General features: G+C 68.8%; 14 protein-coding genes. 7 read left to right on the forward strand and 7 right to left on the reverse strand.

The genetic code is table 11. The annotated features are described in order from the left end of the window. Window positions 1-147: 147 nt before the first annotated feature. The gene (locus WS64_RS35015) at window positions 148-303 is read left to right on the forward strand and encodes a hypothetical protein (RefSeq protein WP_167351646.1); all 156 of its coding nucleotides are present in this window, start codon (window positions 148-150) and stop codon (window positions 301-303) included. Window positions 304-454: 151 nt separating this feature from the next. Further along, window positions 455-934, forward strand: coding sequence for a GNAT family N-acetyltransferase (locus WS64_RS26875; protein ID WP_059641383.1), 480 nt, complete (start codon window positions 455-457; stop codon window positions 932-934). Between the two features lie 135 nt (window positions 935-1,069). Here the strand turns inward: WS64_RS26875 and WS64_RS26880 are convergent, their stop codons facing one another. After that, window positions 1,070-3,871, reverse strand: coding sequence for a heavy metal translocating P-type ATPase (locus WS64_RS26880; protein WP_081103938.1), 2,802 nt, complete (start codon window positions 3,869-3,871; stop codon window positions 1,070-1,072). Between the two features lie 469 nt (window positions 3,872-4,340). Here WS64_RS26880 and WS64_RS26885 point away from each other — a divergent pair, with 469 nt between their 5' ends. Further along, window positions 4,341-5,777 (forward strand): DUF1254 domain-containing protein, encoded by a 1,437-nt coding sequence (locus tag WS64_RS26885; protein WP_060968243.1) that lies wholly within the window; start codon window positions 4,341-4,343, stop codon window positions 5,775-5,777. A 151-nt stretch (window positions 5,778-5,928) separates the two neighbouring features. Next, window positions 5,929-9,765, forward strand: a complete 3,837-nt coding sequence (locus WS64_RS26890) for a DUF748 domain-containing protein (RefSeq protein WP_060968244.1) — start codon at window positions 5,929-5,931, stop codon at window positions 9,763-9,765. Window positions 9,766-9,826: 61 nt separating this feature from the next. On the opposite strand, the gene WS64_RS26895 is transcribed toward WS64_RS26890, so the two are convergent. Continuing rightward, a complete protein-coding gene (locus WS64_RS26895) occupies window positions 9,827-10,048 on the reverse strand; it encodes a hypothetical protein (protein ID WP_059641394.1) in 222 nt (73 codons plus the stop codon). A 311-nt stretch (window positions 10,049-10,359) separates the two neighbouring features. Here WS64_RS26895 and WS64_RS26900 point away from each other — a divergent pair, with 311 nt between their 5' ends. Further along, complete coding sequence (locus WS64_RS26900; protein WP_059641396.1) at window positions 10,360-10,554, forward strand: YqaE/Pmp3 family membrane protein; 195 nt, start codon at window positions 10,360-10,362, stop codon at window positions 10,552-10,554. Window positions 10,555-10,683: 129 nt separating this feature from the next. On the opposite strand, the gene WS64_RS26905 is transcribed toward WS64_RS26900, so the two are convergent. Genes WS64_RS26905 through WS64_RS26915 form a run of 3 tightly spaced genes read right to left on the reverse strand, consistent with a single transcriptional unit; the run spans window position 10,684 to window position 13,293 of the window. Then, window positions 10,684-10,863, reverse strand: coding sequence for a hypothetical protein (locus tag WS64_RS26905; RefSeq protein WP_050012191.1), 180 nt, complete (start codon window positions 10,861-10,863; stop codon window positions 10,684-10,686). Continuing rightward, window positions 10,835-11,842 (reverse strand): cytochrome d ubiquinol oxidase subunit II, encoded by a 1,008-nt coding sequence (gene cydB / locus WS64_RS26910; RefSeq protein WP_060317393.1) that lies wholly within the window; start codon window positions 11,840-11,842, stop codon window positions 10,835-10,837. Before cydB ends, WS64_RS26905 begins: the two co-directional genes overlap by 29 nt. 29 nt (window positions 11,843-11,871) lie before the next feature. Next, entirely contained in the window at window positions 11,872-13,293 is a 1,422-nt protein-coding gene (locus tag WS64_RS26915) for a cytochrome ubiquinol oxidase subunit I (RefSeq protein WP_060968245.1), read from the reverse strand. A gap of 387 nt (window positions 13,294-13,680) precedes the next feature. Here WS64_RS26915 and ltaE point away from each other — a divergent pair, with 387 nt between their 5' ends. Beyond that, window positions 13,681-14,694: a low-specificity L-threonine aldolase gene (gene ltaE, locus WS64_RS26920; protein WP_060968246.1), complete on the forward strand. Its 1,014-nt coding sequence runs from the start codon at window positions 13,681-13,683 to the stop codon at window positions 14,692-14,694. Window positions 14,695-14,798: 104 nt separating this feature from the next. On the opposite strand, the gene WS64_RS26925 is transcribed toward ltaE, so the two are convergent. Continuing rightward, window positions 14,799-15,011 carry a DUF1059 domain-containing protein gene (locus WS64_RS26925; protein ID WP_059581851.1) on the reverse strand — a complete coding sequence of 71 codons (213 nt, stop codon included), beginning with the start codon at window positions 15,009-15,011 and terminating at the stop codon, window positions 14,799-14,801. Window positions 15,012-15,171: 160 nt separating this feature from the next. Further along, window positions 15,172-16,077, reverse strand: coding sequence for an HTH-type transcriptional regulator ArgP (locus WS64_RS26930; RefSeq protein WP_059641408.1), 906 nt, complete (start codon window positions 16,075-16,077; stop codon window positions 15,172-15,174). A gap of 289 nt (window positions 16,078-16,366) precedes the next feature. Between WS64_RS26930 and WS64_RS26935 the strand changes: the two genes are divergently transcribed. Beyond that, window positions 16,367-17,437, forward strand: coding sequence for a rhodanese-like domain-containing protein (locus WS64_RS26935; RefSeq protein ID WP_060011231.1), 1,071 nt, complete (start codon window positions 16,367-16,369; stop codon window positions 17,435-17,437). Window positions 17,438-17,483 lie beyond the last annotated feature (46 nt).

Below are 17,483 nucleotides of genomic sequence, written 5' to 3' on the forward strand. Positions count from 1 at the left end.
ACGGAGCAAGGGTCGCCGTTCCGCGACGGCGATCGGCTGTCGTCCACGTGCGGCAAACCGATGCACTCGCTGGCAGAGTTCAGGGAAAACCCTTAGAATGGAGCTCATCTAAGGGAAAACCCTAGCCACATCTGTCAGGAGTTTCACATGAGCTTCATCCTCGCCCTGCTGCAAAAGATCGACGACCTGTTCGTGTCCCCGCACCTGCCGCTCGACGCCGACTACTCGTACGCCGCGCGTCATGCGGAAGCCGAGCGCGTGCGCCGTGCGCACCTCGTGCCGATCGTCGTGTACCGTCGCTGATTCGCTGATTCGCTGATTCGCTGATTCGCTGATTCGCTGATTCGCTGATTCGGCGCGGCGCCCCTGCCTGCCCGTTTCCACCCCCGCGTCGCGCGCCGGTGCGAGTGTCCCGCTACACTGGAAGTTCGATTCCGTTCACGGCGACCGGGCCATGCTGCAGATGCGGCCGATGACGGCCGGCGAATTCCACGGGTACCGCACGCGAGCTATCGACGGCTACGCGCGCGATCTCGTTTCTTCCGGGCAAAATGCTGTCGAAGACGCGGCCGACCGTGCGCGCGCCTGTTTCGACATGCTGCTGCCGGACGGCCTGTTGACCGCCGGCCAGACCCTCGTCACGCTCATCGACGCCGCCACCGGCGACACGGTGGGCGACCTCTGGTACGCGATCGTGCCCGAAGGGCCGAACCGTACGCTGTTCATCTACGACCTCGACATCGTTCCGTCCCGGCGCCGCCAGGGCTGGGCCACGCGCGCGCTCGGAGCGCTCGACGCCGAGGCGCGCCGGTACGGCGTCACCGAGATCGGGCTGTCGGTGTTCAATCACAACGCGGCGGCGCGTGCGCTGTATCGCGCGTGTGGGTTCGTACCGATTACCACGACGTTGATCAAGCCGGTCGTGTCGGGCTGAATCCGTCGGCCCGGGTGCGTCCTCACATGCTGCCGGTTCGGCACGCCGCATAGCCGGCCAACACCGGCACGCTTCCTTATCCTTCCCGTTGGCCGAACGCCCCGTTCGGCCATCCGGCAATCACCGCCTGCCGCCTCAACGCGCGCGGCCTTTCCATCTCCGCAACAGCAACGCGTTGGTCACGACGCTGACGCTGGAAAACGCCATCGCCGCACCCGCGATCACCGGGTTCAGCAACCCGAGCGCGGCGAGCGGCACGCCGACCAGGTTGTACACGAACGCCCAGAACAGGTTCTGCTGGATCTTGCGATACGTGCGTTTGGAGATGTCGATCGCGTCGGCGACGAGCGCCGGGTCACCGCGCATCAGGGTGATGCCGGCCGTGTGCATCGCGACGTCGGTGCCGGTCGCCATCGCGATGCCGACGTCCGCCGCGGCCAGCGCGGGCGCGTCGTTGATGCCGTCGCCGACCATTGCGACGATCCCGCCGTGCGTGCGCTTCAGTTCCGCGACGACGCGCGCCTTGTCGTCGGGCAGCACCTGCGCGTGCACTTCGCCGATGCCGAGCGCCGCCGCGACGGCCGCCGCGCTGCCGCGGTTGTCGCCCGTCACGAGGGCGCTCGCGACGCCGCGCGCCGCCAGCGCTGCAATCGCGTCACGGGCGCCCGGCTTCACGGTGTCGCCGAATGCGATCAGCGCGAGCACCGCGCGCGGCGCATCGGCACGCATCAGCCACGAGATCGTGTTGCCGGCGCGTTCGAGTTCCGCGGCGCGCGCGTCGAGCGCCGGCGGCGCCGCGATGCCGAGTTCGTCGCGCCAGCGCGTGCTGCCGAGCGCGAGCCGCTGCCCGCCGACGTGTGCTTCCACGCCGCGCCCGGCCACCGCGCGCGCGTCGGTCGCGACGACCGACGCAGCCGCACCGCCATGTGTGGCCACCTCCGCCTCATGCGCGGAAACCACGGCTCGCGCGAGCGGATGGTCGCTCTGCCGCTGCACGGCCGCGGCGAGCGCGAGCGCTTCGTCGCGCGGCATGCCGACGGCGTCGAACGCCGTCACGGACGGTTTGCCTTCGGTCAGCGTGCCAGTCTTGTCGAACGCGATCACGGTCGTGCGCTGCGCGAGCTCGAGCGCCTGCGCGTCCTTGATCAGCACGCCGTGCCGGGCCGCGACGCCCGTGCCGGCCATGATCGCGGCGGGCGTCGCGAGACCGAGCGCGCACGGACACGCGATCACGAGCACCGCGACCGCGTTGAGGATCGCGGTTTCCATCCCGGCGCCGGCGAGCAGCCAGCCGATGAGCGTCAGCACCGCGATGCCGAGGATCGCAGGCACGAACACCTCGCTGACGCGATCGACGAGCCGCTGGATCGGCGCCTTCTCGGCCTGCGCGGATTCGACGAGGCGGATGATGCGCGCGAGCGTCGTTTCAGCACCGATCGCGGTGGTTTCGACGACGAGCGCGCCTTCGCCGTTGATCGAGCCCGCCGTGACGGCATCGCCGTCGTCCTTCGGCACGGGCAGGCTTTCGCCGGTGATCAGCGATTCGTCGATGTGCGATCGGCCCGACACGATCCGCCCGTCGACGGGCACGCGCTCGCCGGGCCGGATGCCGACGTGCGTGCCGACGCGCACTTGCGACAGCGGCACGTCGCGCTCGACCCCGTGCTCGACGACGCGCGCACGGTCGGGGCGCAGCGCGTTCAGCGCGCGGATCGCGTCGGTGGTCTGGCGCTTCGCGCGCGATTCGAGCCACTTGCCGAAGCGCACGAGCGTGACGATGACGGCCGACGCCTCGAAATACAGATGGCCGGGATGCGCGGGATCGCGCAGCAGCATCCACAGGCTCAGCCCGTACGCGGCCGACGTGCCGAGCGCGACGAGCAGGTCCATGTTGCCGGTGCGCGCCTTCACCGCATGCCAGGCCGCGCGGTAGAAGCGCGCGCCGAAGCCGAACTGCACGATCGATGCGAGCACGAGCTGGAGCCAGCCGGGCAGCATCAGGTCGATGCCGAACGGCGCGGCGAGCATCGGCGCGACGAGCGGCGCGCTCAGCACGGCGGCCGCGATCACGAGGTTGCGTTCGCGGATCGCTTCGCGGCGCTTGCGCGCGTCGGGGTCCTGCGCGGGGCCGGCCGGTCGTGCATCGGCGCCGGTCGATGCGCCGACGGGCGAGGCGGCGGGAAGCGATGCACGGTAGCCGGCCGTGGTGACTGCGGCGATCAACGTGGCGGCATCGAGTGCGCCGGCGCCGTGCACCGACGCGCGCTCGGTCGCGAGATTGACCGTCGCGCGCGCGACGCCCGGCACGGCGGCCAGCGCTTTTTCGACGCGGCCGGCGCAGGACGCGCAGGTCATGCCGCCGATGTCGAGTTCGACGTCGGCGGCAGCGGAGGTGACGACGGGCGTGGCGACGGCAGCCGGCGTCGCGCCGTAGCCGGCCTGTTTCACCGCTTCGACAAGCTGGGCGGTGGATACGTCGGCCGATGCGTCGACCGTCGCGCGTTCGGTCGCGAGGTTGACCGATGCGCGCGTGACGCCCGGCACCTTCGCGAGCGCCTTCTCGACGCGTGACACGCATGACGCGCAGGTCATGCCGTCGATGTCGAGTTCGATCGTCGCGGCGGCAGCCGGCGCAGGCGGTGGTGCCGCGTGTGACGCGTTCTCCGACGAAGGCGTGGCCGCGACCGTTTCGGTTACCGCTTCGCGCACGGTTGCGCGATAGCCGGCCTCGCCGATCGCGTCGACGAGCCGGCCGGGCTCGACCGCTTCCTGCGCGGTAACCGTCGCCGCATGCGCGTCGAGATCGACCGCCGCATCGACGACGCCCGGCACGGCGGCCAGCGCGCGCTGCACGCGGCCCGTGCAACCGCCGCAATGCATGCCGTCGACGCTCAGCTCGATCGTTTGCAGCGCCGCGGAGGCGAGTGGTTCAGTCATGTCGGATTCCCCAAAAGCGCGGTTCGTGCCGCGGATGGTTCCAGTATCAACATTCCCATGATGGTAAGGTCAAGTACCGGCGACGATGCGGCGCAAGCCGATGCACACAGGGTGTCACAACACGGAAAAAGCGATCGCCCGGCTTCCGGACGGACAGCCGGTGCGCGCTGAGGACCAAGCTTGGCGCTCGCGAGGCGTTTACGGGCAACTGGCTGAGGTTGCCGGCGTTGTTCCGGATTTTTGCTGAATCCCGTGAAACGTTTCAGATTTTTTGACGGTTCAACTAGCGTTTCACCCGTTATTCGGCATATTGGGGGATGCCCTTAGGCGCTATGATACCGGCCTGACATCAGCGCCCACCGTTACGAAACGTTGCGAAACGGTCATCCGGGCACGCTGGGGTGCCTTGTTCGGGTTCGTGAGACGAACAAGGCGTTGACTGAAAAGAACGATATTCGGCCAGTAATCGATGATTGAAAACCAGCGAGAATCAGTTTCCCTGCGACGCGCGTGCGCGTCGCTGGCGATGGCGGCATTGCTTGCAGGATGCGCGTCGCAACCGGACGCGATCCAGCGGAAAACCGGCTGGATGCGCGCGGAAGTCGCCGACTCCTATATCTATGCGTATCCGCTCGTGCTGATGGACGTCGCGAAGGAAGCGGCGACGGGCGGCGACGGTGCGCAACCGGGGCAGGCGCCGCTCAACACGCTGCGCCACGCGCAGGCGCTGCCGCCCGTCGGCGCGGTCAACCCGCCGCTGCCGGGCGTCGACACGCTCGACTCCACCGGCTGGCTCGACGTCGCCGCCGAACCCGTGATCGTCACGCTGCCCGACACGCGCGGCCGCTACTGGGACGCACGCGCGCTCGACATGTGGACCAACGTGCTGTGGTCGTCGTCGAGCGTCGCGGCGCGCGGCCCCCGTGGCGCCGGGCGATCGCAAACGATTGCCTTCGCCGCGAAGGACTGGCAGGGCACGTTGCCGAAGGGCGTGCTGCGCGTCGACGTGCCGTCCGCCAATGCGTGGCTCGAAGTGCGGCTGCAGACGAGCGGCGGGCGCGACCTGACCAACGTGAAGAAGCTGCAGCGCGCGATCCGCGTGGTGCCGCTGTCCGTCTACACCGGCGCCGAGCGCGGCGCGTCGGTGGCGGTCCATGCGGGTAGCGCGCCGTCCGAAGCGGTGGGCGGCGGCACGCCGGCCGAGCAGGTGGACGCGCTCGACCCGAAGGCGTTCTTCACGCGCTTCGCGCGGGCGCTGCAGGACAATCCGCCGCCGGCCGACGACGCGCACGCGCAGGAATCGCTCGCCGACATCGGCGTGACGGCCGGCTACCCGGTGCTGTGGACGGGCGACCGTCTCACGGCCGCGACGGCCGGCGTCGCCGAGGCGCGCGCGCGGCTCGCGACGCCGCCGTCGAACCTGCTGAACGCGAACGGCTGGACCTGGATCGGCGACACGGCCGGCAAGTACGGCCAGGACTACGCGCTGCGCGCGTACGCGGCCTACACGCAATTCGGTACCGCGACGCGCGACGACGAAACGCTCGCGATCACCCGCGTCGACAGCGACGGCCATGCGCTGAACGGCGCGAACCGCTACGTGCTGCATTTCGCGCCGGGCGCGCTGCCGCCCGTGCGCGCGTTCTGGACGCTCACGCCGTACACGACCAACGGCGCGCTGCCCGACGTCGGGTCGGCGCGCCGCTCGCTCGGCGATCGCGACCGGCTGCGCCGCAACCGTGACGGCTCGATCGACGTCGTCGTGTCGGCGTCGCCGGGCGGTACGCATGCGGCGAACTGGCTGCCGGCGCCGCGTACCGATTTCGCGCTCGCGTTGCGCCTGTACGCGCCGAAGCCGCAAGCGAGCGACGGGTCGTGGATGCCGCCCGCCATCGTCCGGAAATGACCGGTTGACCGCCGCCGTTGTTTGACCGGCGGGTGCGGCGGCGGCGCCCGACCGCCGTACCGTCACCTCCTGAGCCTATACTTTCGGGATAGCGTGCGCGGCCGCCCGGTTTTCCGGTGCGGCCCGGCATCCATTCCCGAGGCATTCAAGCATGGCAAGCGCAGACAAAGAAACCTTACCCTCGACCCTCCATGCCCTCGGCGGCGTTGCACGCTCGCGCCGGACCCGGCGTATCGGCATCGGCGTGCTGATCTTCGTCGTTTTATTCGGACTGCTCGGCTTCTTCGCGGCGCCGCCGCTGATCCGCCATGTCGCCGAACAGCAGTTGAGCAAGCAGCTCGACCGGCCGGCCACGATCCAGCGCATCGCACTCAACCCGTACACGCTGAACCTCGAAGCCGAAGGCATCCACCTCGGCGAGCGCGGCGGCCAGGGCGACCTCATCGACATCGGCAAGCTCGTCGTGAGGCCGTCGTGGTCGTCGCTGTTCCGCGGCGCGCCGATCGTCAACGAAATCCGGCTCGATTCGCCGCGCTTTCACGTCGTCCGCTACGACGCGCAGCGCTTCAACTTCACCGACCTGATCGAGAAGTTCTCGTCGCCGTCGCCGACGCCCGACAGCAAGCCGACGCAGTTCTCGGTGTCGAACATCCAGGTCAACGACGGCCGGATCGATTTCGACGATCGCCTGCTGAACGAAAAGCACGTCGTCGACAACTGGACGCTCGGCATCCCGTACATCGCGACGCTGGCCTCGAAGACGGACATCTTCGTCGAGCCGAAGCTGCGTGCGCGCTTCGACGGCAGCCCGATCTCGATCGACGGCAAGACCAAGCCGTTCGCGCAGTCGCGCGAATCGGAGATCGCGCTGAAGTTCGACCGGCTCGACGTGCCGAAGCTGATCTCGTACGTGCCGGCGAAGCTGCCGGTGGCCGTGACGAGCGGCCTGCTGAGCAGCAACCTCACGGTCAATTTCGTGATGAGCGGCGAGACGCCCGCGCTGCGCGTGTCGGGCACCGTCGACCTGAACGACGCGAAGGTGACCGACCGCGCGTCGGCGCCGCTGTTCGCCGCGCGCGGCGTGCACGTCGCGGCGGCCGGCCTCGAGCCGCTGCGCAACGCGATGCACTTCGACGAGATCCGGCTCGACCAGCCGGTGGTCGACCTGTCGCGCGACAAGCAGGGCGTGCTGAACGTCGAGAAGCTCGTCGCGCAGCCGGCCCCCGCGCCGAAGGCCGAAACCGGCAAGCCGGCCGCGTCGGCCGCCGCCGTTTCCGGTGCGTCCGCCGCGTCCGCCGCGTCCGGTGCCGCCGTCGCCGCCGCCAGCGGCGCGAAGGCCGAAGGCGGCGCCGCCGCGAAGGCAGCGCCGCCGCTCGACCTGACGATTCGCCATGTCGCGATCGACGGCGGCACGATCAACGTCGACGACCGCGTGCCGGCGACGCCGACCGCGATCTCGCTGACGAAGCTCGCCGCGACGCTCGACGGCTTCTCGCTGCAGGGCAAGACGCCCGCGAAATACACGCTGTCGACGTCGCTGTCGCGCGGCGGCGACGTGAAGGCCGAAGGCGCGTTCAACCTCGCGGCGAAGCAGGCCGACACGAAGCTGACGGTGGACGCGCTCGCGCTGCCCGCGCTGCAGCCGTACCTTGGCGAGGCGACGCGCGCGCGCGTGCTCGACGGCACGCTCGGCGCGACCGTCAACGCGAAGACCGACTGGGGCAAGACGCCGCTCGCTGCGGAAGTCGCCGACAGCACGGTCAGCCTGAAATCGTTGAAGATCGCCGCGCCGGACAACAAGGCGCCGGCCATCGTGCTGCCCGACGCAACCGCGAAGATCGCGAAGGTCGACGTCGCCGCGCGCACCGCGGAGATCGCCAGCGTCGACGCGAGCGGGCTCGCGCTCGACGTGAAGCGCCTGAAGGACGGCAAGATCGACCTCGCGGCGCTGGCCGAACCCGCGCAGGCGGCGGTGCCGCCGCGCACGGTCGCGCGCAAGGCACAGGCCGCCGCGCCGTCGTGGCACTACCGGATCGATGCGCTGAACGTGAAGGACGCTGCGGCGAACTTCACCGACCTGTCGACGCCGCGCCCGGTGAAGCTCGCAATCAAGCCGCTCGACCTGTCGGTGCAGAAGATCAGCGATGACCTGACGAAGCCGTTGCCCGTGCAACTGAAGGCGACGCTGAACCGCAAGGGCGCGCTGAACGTGACGGGCGACGTGACCGCGCAGCCGCTGAAGCTCGGCCTGAAGATCAACGGCAACCGCCTCGACGCGGCCGCGTTCGAGCCGTACTTCGGCAGCGCGCTGAACGCGACGATCGCCAGCGCGCTGCTCAACGCGCAGGGCAACCTGACGTTCGCGCAGGTGAAGGACACGCCGCGCGCGACCTATCGCGGGGACGTCGCGCTGGTCGACGTGCGGATGCTCGACAAGGCGACCTCCGACCCGTTCGCCGGCTGGCGCTCGCTCGCGCTGTCGAACCTGAAGGCGAACTACGACGAGAAGGGCACCGACGTCGACGCCGCGCGCGTGACGTTCTCGAACTTCTACGGCCGCGTGCTGCTCGACGCGCAGGGGCGGCTGAACCTGAAAGACGTGGTCGCGAAGGAGACGGGCCCCGCGCAGTCGCTCACGCGCGACGCGAGCAAGGGCGAACCGGTGCCGCTGTCGCCGGGGGTGACGCCGCCGGCCGCCGCGCAGGCCGCATCGGCCGCGGCCGCGCAGCAGGCGTCCGTGCCGGCCGCCGCGTCGGCGACGGTGGTCGTGAAGGCCGCGCCGCAGCCGCGGAACCCGGTGCGGATGCACTTCGGCGAACTGGTGCTGCAGAACGGCCGCGTCACGTATACGGACAACTTCATCAAGCCGAACTACACGGCGAACCTCGTCGCGATCAAGGGCACGGTCGGCGCGTTCGGCACGGATTCGACGACGTCCGCGCCGGTCGACGTCGCCGCGAACCTCGCGGGCAACGGGCCCATCTCGATCAAGGGCTCGGTGAATCCGCTGATCGAGAAGCCGGCGCTCGACCTCACGGCGACAGCGCACGACATCGAGCTGACCAATCTGACGCCGTATTCGGCGAAGTACGCGGGCTATCCGATCACGAAGGGCAAGCTCAACGTCGATCTGCACTACCAGCTCGCGAACGATCAGCTGTCGGCGAACAACCACATCTTCATCGACCAGTTGACGTTCGGCGACCACATCGAGAACGACACGGCGACGAAGCTGCCGGTGAAGCTCGCGATCTCGCTCTTGAAGAACACGCGCGGCCAGATCGACGTGAACCTGCCGGTGTCGGGTTCGCTGTCGAATCCGGAATTCAGCGTCGGCGGGCTGATCTGGCGCGCGGTGCTGAACCTGATCGCGAAGGCCGTCACGTCGCCGTTCACGCTGCTCGCGAATGCGTTCGGCGGGGGCGGCGGCGAGGATCTCGGCTACGTCGAGTTCGCGCCGGGTTCGTACGTGCTGACCGACGCGCAGGAGAAGAAGCTCGACACGGTCGTGAAGATGCTGACCGAGAAGCCGTCGATCCGCCTCGACCTGATCGGCCGCGTCGATCCGGCGCAGGACACGCCGGGGCTGCGCGACGCGTACGTCGAGCGGCTGGTGCGTCAGCAGAAGCTGAAGGACGTGATCGGCCAGGGCGAGAGCGTCGATCCGATGTCGGTGAAGGTCGACAAGGCCGAATACTCGAAATACCTGACGCGCGCGTACAAGGCCGCCGACTTCAAGAAGCCGCGCAACCTCGTCGGCCTGCAGAAGACGCTGCCCGATGCGGACATGAAGCAGGCGCTCGCCGATCACGCACCCGCCGACGACAACGCGCTGCGTGCGCTCGCGCAGCAGCGCGCCCAGGCCGTGCGCCAGTATCTCGACGGCAAGATCGATTCGAGCCGCATGTTCGTCGTCGCGCCGAAGCTCGACGCGAAGGGCATCTCGGACAAGGGCGCGACGACCCGCGTCGACTTCGGGCTGCAGTAAGCGTTATCGCCAGCCGTCATCCGCCGCCGCGCCCGCACCCGTCGGGCGCGGCGGCTTTTTTTCAGCGGCTGGCGATCGCCGGTTCGCGCTTGTCCAGCTCCTTCCTCGCGGCTAGCGGCAGACGTGCGTCGTCCCACTGCGTCAGCCATTCGACTTCCTTCGCGGTGAACACCTGTCCATAGTTGCGCAGCGCGTACTGCAGCGCGTCGACGACGTGATGGCGAATGATTTCGGGGGTACGTGCATCGTCCAGCACGAACCGGAGGGCTTCCAGGGTCGACATACTCGTGCTCCGGGTCAGGGAAAACCCTTTATTACACGCCAATAGTCGCGGGCCAAGCCGAAAAAAAATCCTGCCGCGCGGGGCCGGCGCACGCGAGGGCAGCGGATCGCGACCCCTTCATGGGCGGCGACGGGCATCGCGCTCGTCGCGGTGTCGCGCGTGTCGCGCAGGGGCTGGCCGGTTCGGCGTGGGCGAAGGCATCGGCACGGCGTTTCGCCCGGCGAACGTCGTGCGCGGGCTTGAAACGGGGCGCGCAACCCGCCATATTGGCCGGGTATCACCCGTTCAACGACGTACCGAAAGGATCGTTCATGCGCCTTCTGCTTGCCCTGCTGCTCCCGTGGTTCCAGTTCTTCACGATCGGTCGCCCGATCGCGGGGATCATCTGTCTCATCCTTCAAATCACGATCATCGGCTGGCTGCCGGCCGCGATCTGGTCCGTGTATGCGCTGAGCCAGTACAAGACCGATCGCAAGATCGAGGCCGCGTTGCGCGAGCGGCCGTAGGAGGGGGAGGGAAGCGGCGTCGCGTCACCGGCTGGCTGGCGGGATCCGTGGTTGCGAGCCTGCCGGAATCGGCCGTCAACGACAAAACGGCCGCCCCGACCCTCGTTCGACCCGGGCGGCCGCTGCGGCCTACTTCACCGCAAACAGCGTCAGGTTCATGAAGATCTTGAACGCATAGCCGAGCGTGACGGCGCCGATCACGCCGCCCGCCCACAGAACGACGAACCACATCCAGCCGCGCATCCGCGGCCGCGGCGCGCCGGGCTGGCCGGCAGTGGAATCAGTGGTGGTAGTAATGCTGGTCTTCATGGCGCACCTTGCCTCGGAATACCCAGTAACCCATCGTCGTGTAGGCGATGATGATCGGGAGGATAACCGCTGCGCCGACCAGCGTGAAGGTCTGGCTCGAACGCGGCGCCGCCGCTTCCCAGATCGTCATCGTCTGCGGAATCGCGTACGGGAACAGCGTGACGAGCAGGCCGACGTAGCCGAGCAGCACCAGCGCCAGCGCGAGCACGAACGGCGTCATGTCGTGCCGGCCGCGCACCGCGCGGCGCATCCACACCGCGCACGCGGCCACCAGGAACGGCACCGGCAGCAGACGCCAGAACAGCCCCGAATCGAACCAGCGCTGCGCGATGGCCGGGTCCTGCAGCGGCGTCCACAGGCTGACCACCGCGATGAAGCCGAGCAGCACGACGGTCAGCGGCCACACGACGCGATGCAGGCGGCGCTGCAGGTCGCCTTCGGTCTTCGCGACGAGCCAGCAGCAGCCGAGCAGCGCGTACGTGACGATCAGGCCGAGGCCCGTCAGCAGGCTGAACGGCGTGAGCCAGTCGAACGCGCCGCCGGCGTACACGCCGTCCTTCACGTCGATGCCCTGCAGGAACGCGCCGAGCGCGATGCCCTGGAACAGCGTCGCGCCGGCCGAGCCGCCGATGAACGCGAGATCCCACAGCTGCTTCGTGCGTCGCGCCTTCGCGCGGATCTCGAACGACACGCCGCGGAAGATCAGGCACACCAGCATGAAGATCAGCGGCAGATACAGCGCCGACAGCACCGTCGAATAGACGATCGGAAACACCGCGAACAGCCCGGCGCCGCCGAGCACGAGCCACGTCTCGTTGCCGTCCCATACGGGCGCGACGGTGTTCATCATCAGGTCGCGTTCCTTCTCGTCCGGGAAGAACGGGAAGACGATGCCGATGCCGAGGTCGAAGCCGTCGAGCACGACGTACATGAAGAGCCCCAATGCGATGATCGCGGCCCAGATTACGGTGACGTCCATAGGTTTTCTCGTATGCGAATGGGATGGGCTCAGACGGTCTCGATCAGCTCGTCGACGGCCGACATCGGGCGGCGCGCGGTGTGATCGGGGCGCGTATCGGGCAGGTCGTGTTTCGCGTCGTGCTTGACGTCGGGCAGCGCCGGGCCGGCCTTCATCAGCTTCAGCATGTAGTACACGCCGGTGCCGAACACGAGGAAGTACACGATCACGAACGTCATCATCGACAGGCTCACTTGCTGCACCGACAGCGGCGACACGGCCTGCGCGGTGCGCATCACGCCATAGACGACCCACGGCTGGCGGCCGGCTTCGGTCGTCACCCAGCCCGCGAGCAGCGACACGAACCCGGTCGGGCCCATCACGAGCGCGAAGCGCTGGAACCACTTCGATTCATACAGGCGGCCGCGGCGGCGCAGCAGCCACGCGAGCGCGGCGAGGCCGATCATCGCGAAGCCGAGGCCGACCATGATCCGGAAGCTCCAGAACACGACCGTCGAATTCGGGCGGTCTTGCGGCGGGAAATCCTTCAGCCCGCGGATCTCGCCGTCCCAGCTGTGCGTGAGGATCAGGCTGCCCAGGTGCGGCACCTTCACCGCGTAGCGGGTCGTTTCGGCCTTCATGTCCGGAATGCCGAACAGGTTGAGCGCGGTGCCGCCCTTTTCGGTTTCCCACAGCCCCTCGATCGCGGCGATCTTCGCGGGCTGATGCTTCAGCGTGTTGATGCCGTGCTGGTCGCCGATCACGGCCTGCAGCGGCGCGAGCACCAGCAGCAGCCACAGCGCCATCGAGAACATCTTCTTCACGCCCTTGTCGCGGCGGCCCTTCAGCAGGTGCCACGCGCCGGTCGCGGCCACCACCAGCGCGGCGACGATGAACGCGGCGATCGCCATGTGGAACAGGCGGTACGGGAACGACGGGTTGAAGATGATCGCGAACCAGTCGGTCGGCACGACGCGGCCGTCGACGATCTCGAAGCCCTGCGGCGTCTGCATCCAGCTGTTCGACGCGAGGATCCAGAACGTCGAGATCAGCGTGCCGATCGCGACCATCAGCGTCGCGCCGAAGTGCGCGCGCGGGCTCACGCGATTCCAGCCGAACAGCATGATGCCGAGGAAGCCGGCCTCGAGGAAGAACGCGGTCATGACCTCGTACATCAGCAGCGGCCCGGTGACGGCGCCGGCGAAGCTCGAGAAGCCCGACCAGTTGGTGCCGAACTGATAGCTCATCACGACGCCGGACACGACGCCCATCCCGAACGCGACCGCGAAGATCTTCGACCAGAACAGGCAGAGGGTTTTGTAGTACTGCTTGCCGGTCTTGAGCCAGCGGTATTCGAGCACGGCGATGAAGCTGGCGAGGCCGATGCTCAGTGCCGGGAAGACGATGTGAAAGGAGACGGTGAACGCGAATTGCAGGCGGGCCAGATCGAGGGCCGAAAATGCGGTGTCCATACCAGTTGACCGAGGCTTGACGATACCCGCCGGCGGGTGCCGACGGACCCCGGCGGACTGGCGTCGGGGTTGGCTGGAGTATGGGCCGCGATGTTGCACCGCGAAATGCGCCAACTCGTCGCAGATGTCCAGCCCGTCGCGCCCGGTTTTGCGGTAAATCCTTGATTCGTATCAAGAAGGCCGCTCGCCGCGCGTGCGGCCGCGGCGTGGCGGTCTGACGCACGTGCGTCAATATGGCGCGTCGCGTCATCGGAACGACGTCGCGCGTCCGGAATCGGCGCGCGCGGCGGCGGCCGGCAGGCGCCGCGCGAATTGCGTACACTCTCAGCTTCGTTTCGGCAGGGCCGGGCGCATCGGTTCCGGCTCGCGTTTACCCAGGGCACAGCGATGATCGATTTACGCAGCGATACCGTGACACGTCCGAGCCAGGCGATGCTGGCCGCAATGACCGCCGCCGAAACCGGCGACGACGTCTGGGGCGACGACCCGACCGTCCTGCGTCTGCAGGCGGTGACGGCCGAGCGGGCCGGCAAGGAAGCCGGCCTGTTCTTCCCGAGCGGCACGCAGAGCAACCTGGCCGCGCTGATGTCGCATTGCGAGCGCGGCGACGAGTACATCGTCGGCCAGCTCGCGCACACCTACAAGTACGAAGGCGGCGGCGCGGCCGTGCTCGGCAGCATCCAGCCGCAACCGATCGAGAACGCGCCGGACGGCACGCTGCCGCTCGCGAAGATCGCCGCGGCGATCAAGCCGCTCGACAATCACTTTGCGCGTACGCGCCTGCTCGCGCTCGAAAACACGATCGGCGGCCAGGTGTTGCCGGAAGGCTATGTGCAGGAAGCCGTCGCGTTCGCGCGCGGCCGCGGGTTGTCGACGCACCTCGACGGCGCGCGCGTGTGCAACGCGGCCGTCGCGTCGGGGCGCCCGATCGTCGAGCTGTGCGCGCCGTTCGACACCGTGTCGATCTGCTTCTCGAAAGGGCTCGGTGCGCCGGTCGGCTCGGTGCTGGTCGGCAGCCGTGCGCTGATCGAGCGCGCTCAGCGCTGGCGCAAGGTGCTGGGCGGCGGGATGCGGCAGTCGGGCATTCTCGCGGCGGCGTGCCTGTATGCGCTCGATCACAACGTCGAGCGGCTCGCGGACGATCATGCGAATGCCGCGCATCTCGCGGCCGGCCTCGCGCGCATCGATTCGGTGAAGGTGCTGTCGCATGCGACGAACATGGTGTTCGCGCAATTCCCCGAAGCCGATTGCGCGCCGCTCGAGGCGTGGCTCAAGGAACGCGGCATCCTCACGCAGATGCTGTATGCGTCCCGCTTCGTCACGCACTGCGACGTGTCGCGCGCGGACATCGACACGTTCATCGACGCGGTCGGCGCGTATTTCGCGCAGCGTCGCGCGTGAAGCGGAATGCGCCGGCCGGCGACGGGCCGGCGCGACGTGGCATGACGCAAAACCCCGAGGGACGACGCGGCATGTAGGGGGTCGATCGTTGCCGCGCGGGCGGATTACGCTTGCGACGGCGTGTCGACGGGCGGCGTGCCGTCGTGGAACAGCGATTTCAGTTGCGTGCGCAGTTCGGCGCTGTCGGTGTGCTGGTGTACCGAGACCGCATGTTGCACGGCGGCCTCGAGCAGTTCGTTGTCGGAGTCGGCGGAAATGGCGACCGAGCAATGCATCGCGCTGGGAAACTCGCGGCAATCGATATAGCGGCGGGACATGATGTTCTCCTCACACGAAAGGGAACGGCCGGACCTGGATGATCGGCCGCGCGGCGCGTTCGCGAGGCCGATGGAAAAAGTATAGGCGGCGCGGCCGACTTTTCTCGCCGCAGTGCGCACCGCGCCGGCCGTGTCGATCGCCCGCGCGCCCGCCGGCGCGTCACGGCAACGGCGCGAGCAGCCGGCGCGCCGCTTCGACCACCCGCGCGGACAGCGACGCCATCGTCGGCGACTGCACGGTCCACGCGTGCCAGTACAGCGTGACGTCGGTCGGATGCGCGGGCGCGAGATCGACGAGCCCCTGCGCATCGAGCGGCGCTGCGCCGATCAGCGGCTCCGGCACCATCGCGTAGCCGAGCCCGTGCCGTACCGCCGCGAAGTGCGAATGGGTGCCCGGCACGTAGTGGCATGGATACGCGCCTTCGGGCAGCCCGAACTTCTCCTTCAGAAACGACGATTGCAGCGTGTCGCGCCGCGAATACGCGACGACGGGCGCGTGGCGCGCACTCGTACGGTTCAGCCCGCGTGGAAACCAGCGCACCGCGAACGCGGCGGCCGCGAGCAGCCGGTAGCGCATCGTGCCGAGCGGCGTCGCGAGGCAGCCGCGCATCGGCTTCGGCTCGGTCGTCACGCAGCCGACCGCCATCCCGCTTTCGAGCAGCGCGAACGTGTGGTCCTGATCCTCGACGATCAGCTCGAACAGGATCCGCTCGCCCGCGAGCACCGACGTCAGCGCGGGCAGGAACCACGTGCCGAGGCTATCGGCGTTCAGCGCGATCGTCACGGAGATCGGCGATTCGCGCTCGGCCGCGAGCGTGCTCTGGAGGTCGGCCTGCAGCAGCGCGACGCGGCGCAGATGCTGCAGCACGCGCTGCCCGGCCACTGTCGGGCGGCACGGCCGCGTGCGCAGCACGAGCGGCGTGCCGAGGCTCGCTTCCAGCGCGCGGACCCGCTGCGTGACGGCGGATGCGGTCACGTGCAGGCGCACGGCCGCCTGCTCGAAGCTGCCGGTGTCGGCGACGGCCAGCAGCGCGGCGGCCTGCTTCGGATCGATCGTCATCGACATGTCGGGAGCAATTCCTGTGATCGGGGACGAGAACAGGCCGTAGTGTAAGGCAGCGTGCGTTGCCGTCCCGGCGCGGCACGTCGTTCGGCGGTGCGCGATTCGTCGTCGGAATCGGTTGCCGCGCATGGGGCGCGGCGGCGCGGGCATTTTGATCTACGCTGTATGAATGTGCGCGATGCCGCTCGCGCGGCGGCGATGTCGTCGTGCCGGCGCACGCGTCTGACGACGCCATGCAGTGTGCCGATCCGACTACACCTCACTGAAGAACACGCGACGGAGCAATAAAGCAATGATCTTCCGGCAACTTTTCGACCCGCAGTCGTCGACGTACACGTATCTGCTCGCCGACGGCGCATCGCGCGAGGCGCTGCTGATCGATCCCGTGTTCGAGCAGGTGCGCCGCGACGCGGCGCTGCTCGACGAACTCGGGCTGCGGCTCGTCGCGACCGTCGACACGCACGTGCACGCCGATCACGTGACCGGCGCGTGGCTGCTGAAGCAGCACACGGGCAGCGCGATCGCGATCTCGGCGGCGAGCGGCGCGCAAGGCGCCGACCGCTACCTGAACGACGGCGACCGTTGCGCGTTCGGCGCGCGCTACCTGACCGTGCGCGCGACGCCCGGCCACACGAACGGCTGCATCAGCCTCGTGCTCGACGACGAATCGATGGCGTTCACCGGCGATTGCCTGCTGATCCGCGGCACCGGCCGCACCGACTTCCAGCAGGGCGACCCGCGTGCGCTGTATCGCGCGGTGCACGGCCGGCTCTTCACGCTGCCGGCCGCGTGCCTGCTGTATCCGGCGCACGACTATCGCGGGCTTACGGTGACGAGCGTCGGCGAGGAGCGGCGCTTCAACCCGCGCCTCGGCGGCGATCTCAGCGAAGACGATTTCGCCGGCTACATGCGCAATCTCGGGCTCGCGCATCCGCGCCAGATCGACGTCGCGGTGCCGGCGAACCTGCGGTGCGGCGTGGCCGCGAACGCGCCCGATGCGCAGGCCGCACCCGGCTGGGCGCCGCTCGTCTATACGTTCGCCGGCTTCTGGGAAATCGATCCGCAATGGCTCGAGGATCATCTGCCGGCCGTGCAGGTCGTCGACGTGCGCGAGCCGGACGAATTCACGGGCCCGCTCGGTCATCTGCCCGGCGCGACGCCGATTCCGCTCGGCGAACTGGCCGCGCGCGCCGGCGAAATCGCGCGGGACCGGCCGGTCGTGACCGTGTGCCGGGCCGGCGGGCGCTCCGCGCAGGCGACGGTGATCCTGAAGCAGGCCGGCTTCGATGCGGTCGCGAATCTCGGCGGCGGGATGCTGCGCTGGCGCGCCGAAGGGCGCGTCGTGATGGACGGCCGGTCGTAGCGGCCGAGGCCGGCTCCCTCGAAAAAAATCCGGACCGGTGTCGAAA

The organism is Burkholderia anthina, from assembly GCF_001547525.1.
GTDB classification, from domain to species: domain Bacteria; phylum Pseudomonadota; class Gammaproteobacteria; order Burkholderiales; family Burkholderiaceae; genus Burkholderia; species Burkholderia semiarida.

Coding starts and splice junctions, on each gene's coding strand:
- WS64_RS26905 (WP_050012191.1), bottom strand. CDS start 10,863: ATGAAGACCAGCATTACTACCACCACTGATTCCACTGCCGGCCAGCCC.
- WS64_RS26875 (WP_059641383.1), top strand. CDS start 455: ATGCTGCAGATGCGGCCGATGACGGCCGGCGAATTCCACGGGTACCGC.
- WS64_RS26935 (WP_060011231.1), top strand. CDS start 16,367: ATGATCTTCCGGCAACTTTTCGACCCGCAGTCGTCGACGTACACGTAT.
- WS64_RS26915 (WP_060968245.1), bottom strand. CDS start 13,293: ATGGACACCGCATTTTCGGCCCTCGATCTGGCCCGCCTGCAATTCGCG.
- ltaE (WP_060968246.1), top strand. CDS start 13,681: ATGATCGATTTACGCAGCGATACCGTGACACGTCCGAGCCAGGCGATG.
- WS64_RS26925 (WP_059581851.1), bottom strand. CDS start 15,011: ATGTCCCGCCGCTATATCGATTGCCGCGAGTTTCCCAGCGCGATGCAT.
- WS64_RS35015 (WP_167351646.1), top strand. CDS start 148: ATGAGCTTCATCCTCGCCCTGCTGCAAAAGATCGACGACCTGTTCGTG.
- WS64_RS26900 (WP_059641396.1), top strand. CDS start 10,360: ATGCGCCTTCTGCTTGCCCTGCTGCTCCCGTGGTTCCAGTTCTTCACG.
- WS64_RS26895 (WP_059641394.1), bottom strand. CDS start 10,048: ATGTCGACCCTGGAAGCCCTCCGGTTCGTGCTGGACGATGCACGTACC.
- WS64_RS26880 (WP_081103938.1), bottom strand. CDS start 3,871: ATGACTGAACCACTCGCCTCCGCGGCGCTGCAAACGATCGAGCTGAGC.
- WS64_RS26890 (WP_060968244.1), top strand. CDS start 5,929: ATGGCAAGCGCAGACAAAGAAACCTTACCCTCGACCCTCCATGCCCTC.
- WS64_RS26930 (WP_059641408.1), bottom strand. CDS start 16,077: ATGTCGATGACGATCGATCCGAAGCAGGCCGCCGCGCTGCTGGCCGTC.
- WS64_RS26885 (WP_060968243.1), top strand. CDS start 4,341: ATGATTGAAAACCAGCGAGAATCAGTTTCCCTGCGACGCGCGTGCGCG.
- cydB (WP_060317393.1), bottom strand. CDS start 11,842: ATGGACGTCACCGTAATCTGGGCCGCGATCATCGCATTGGGGCTCTTC.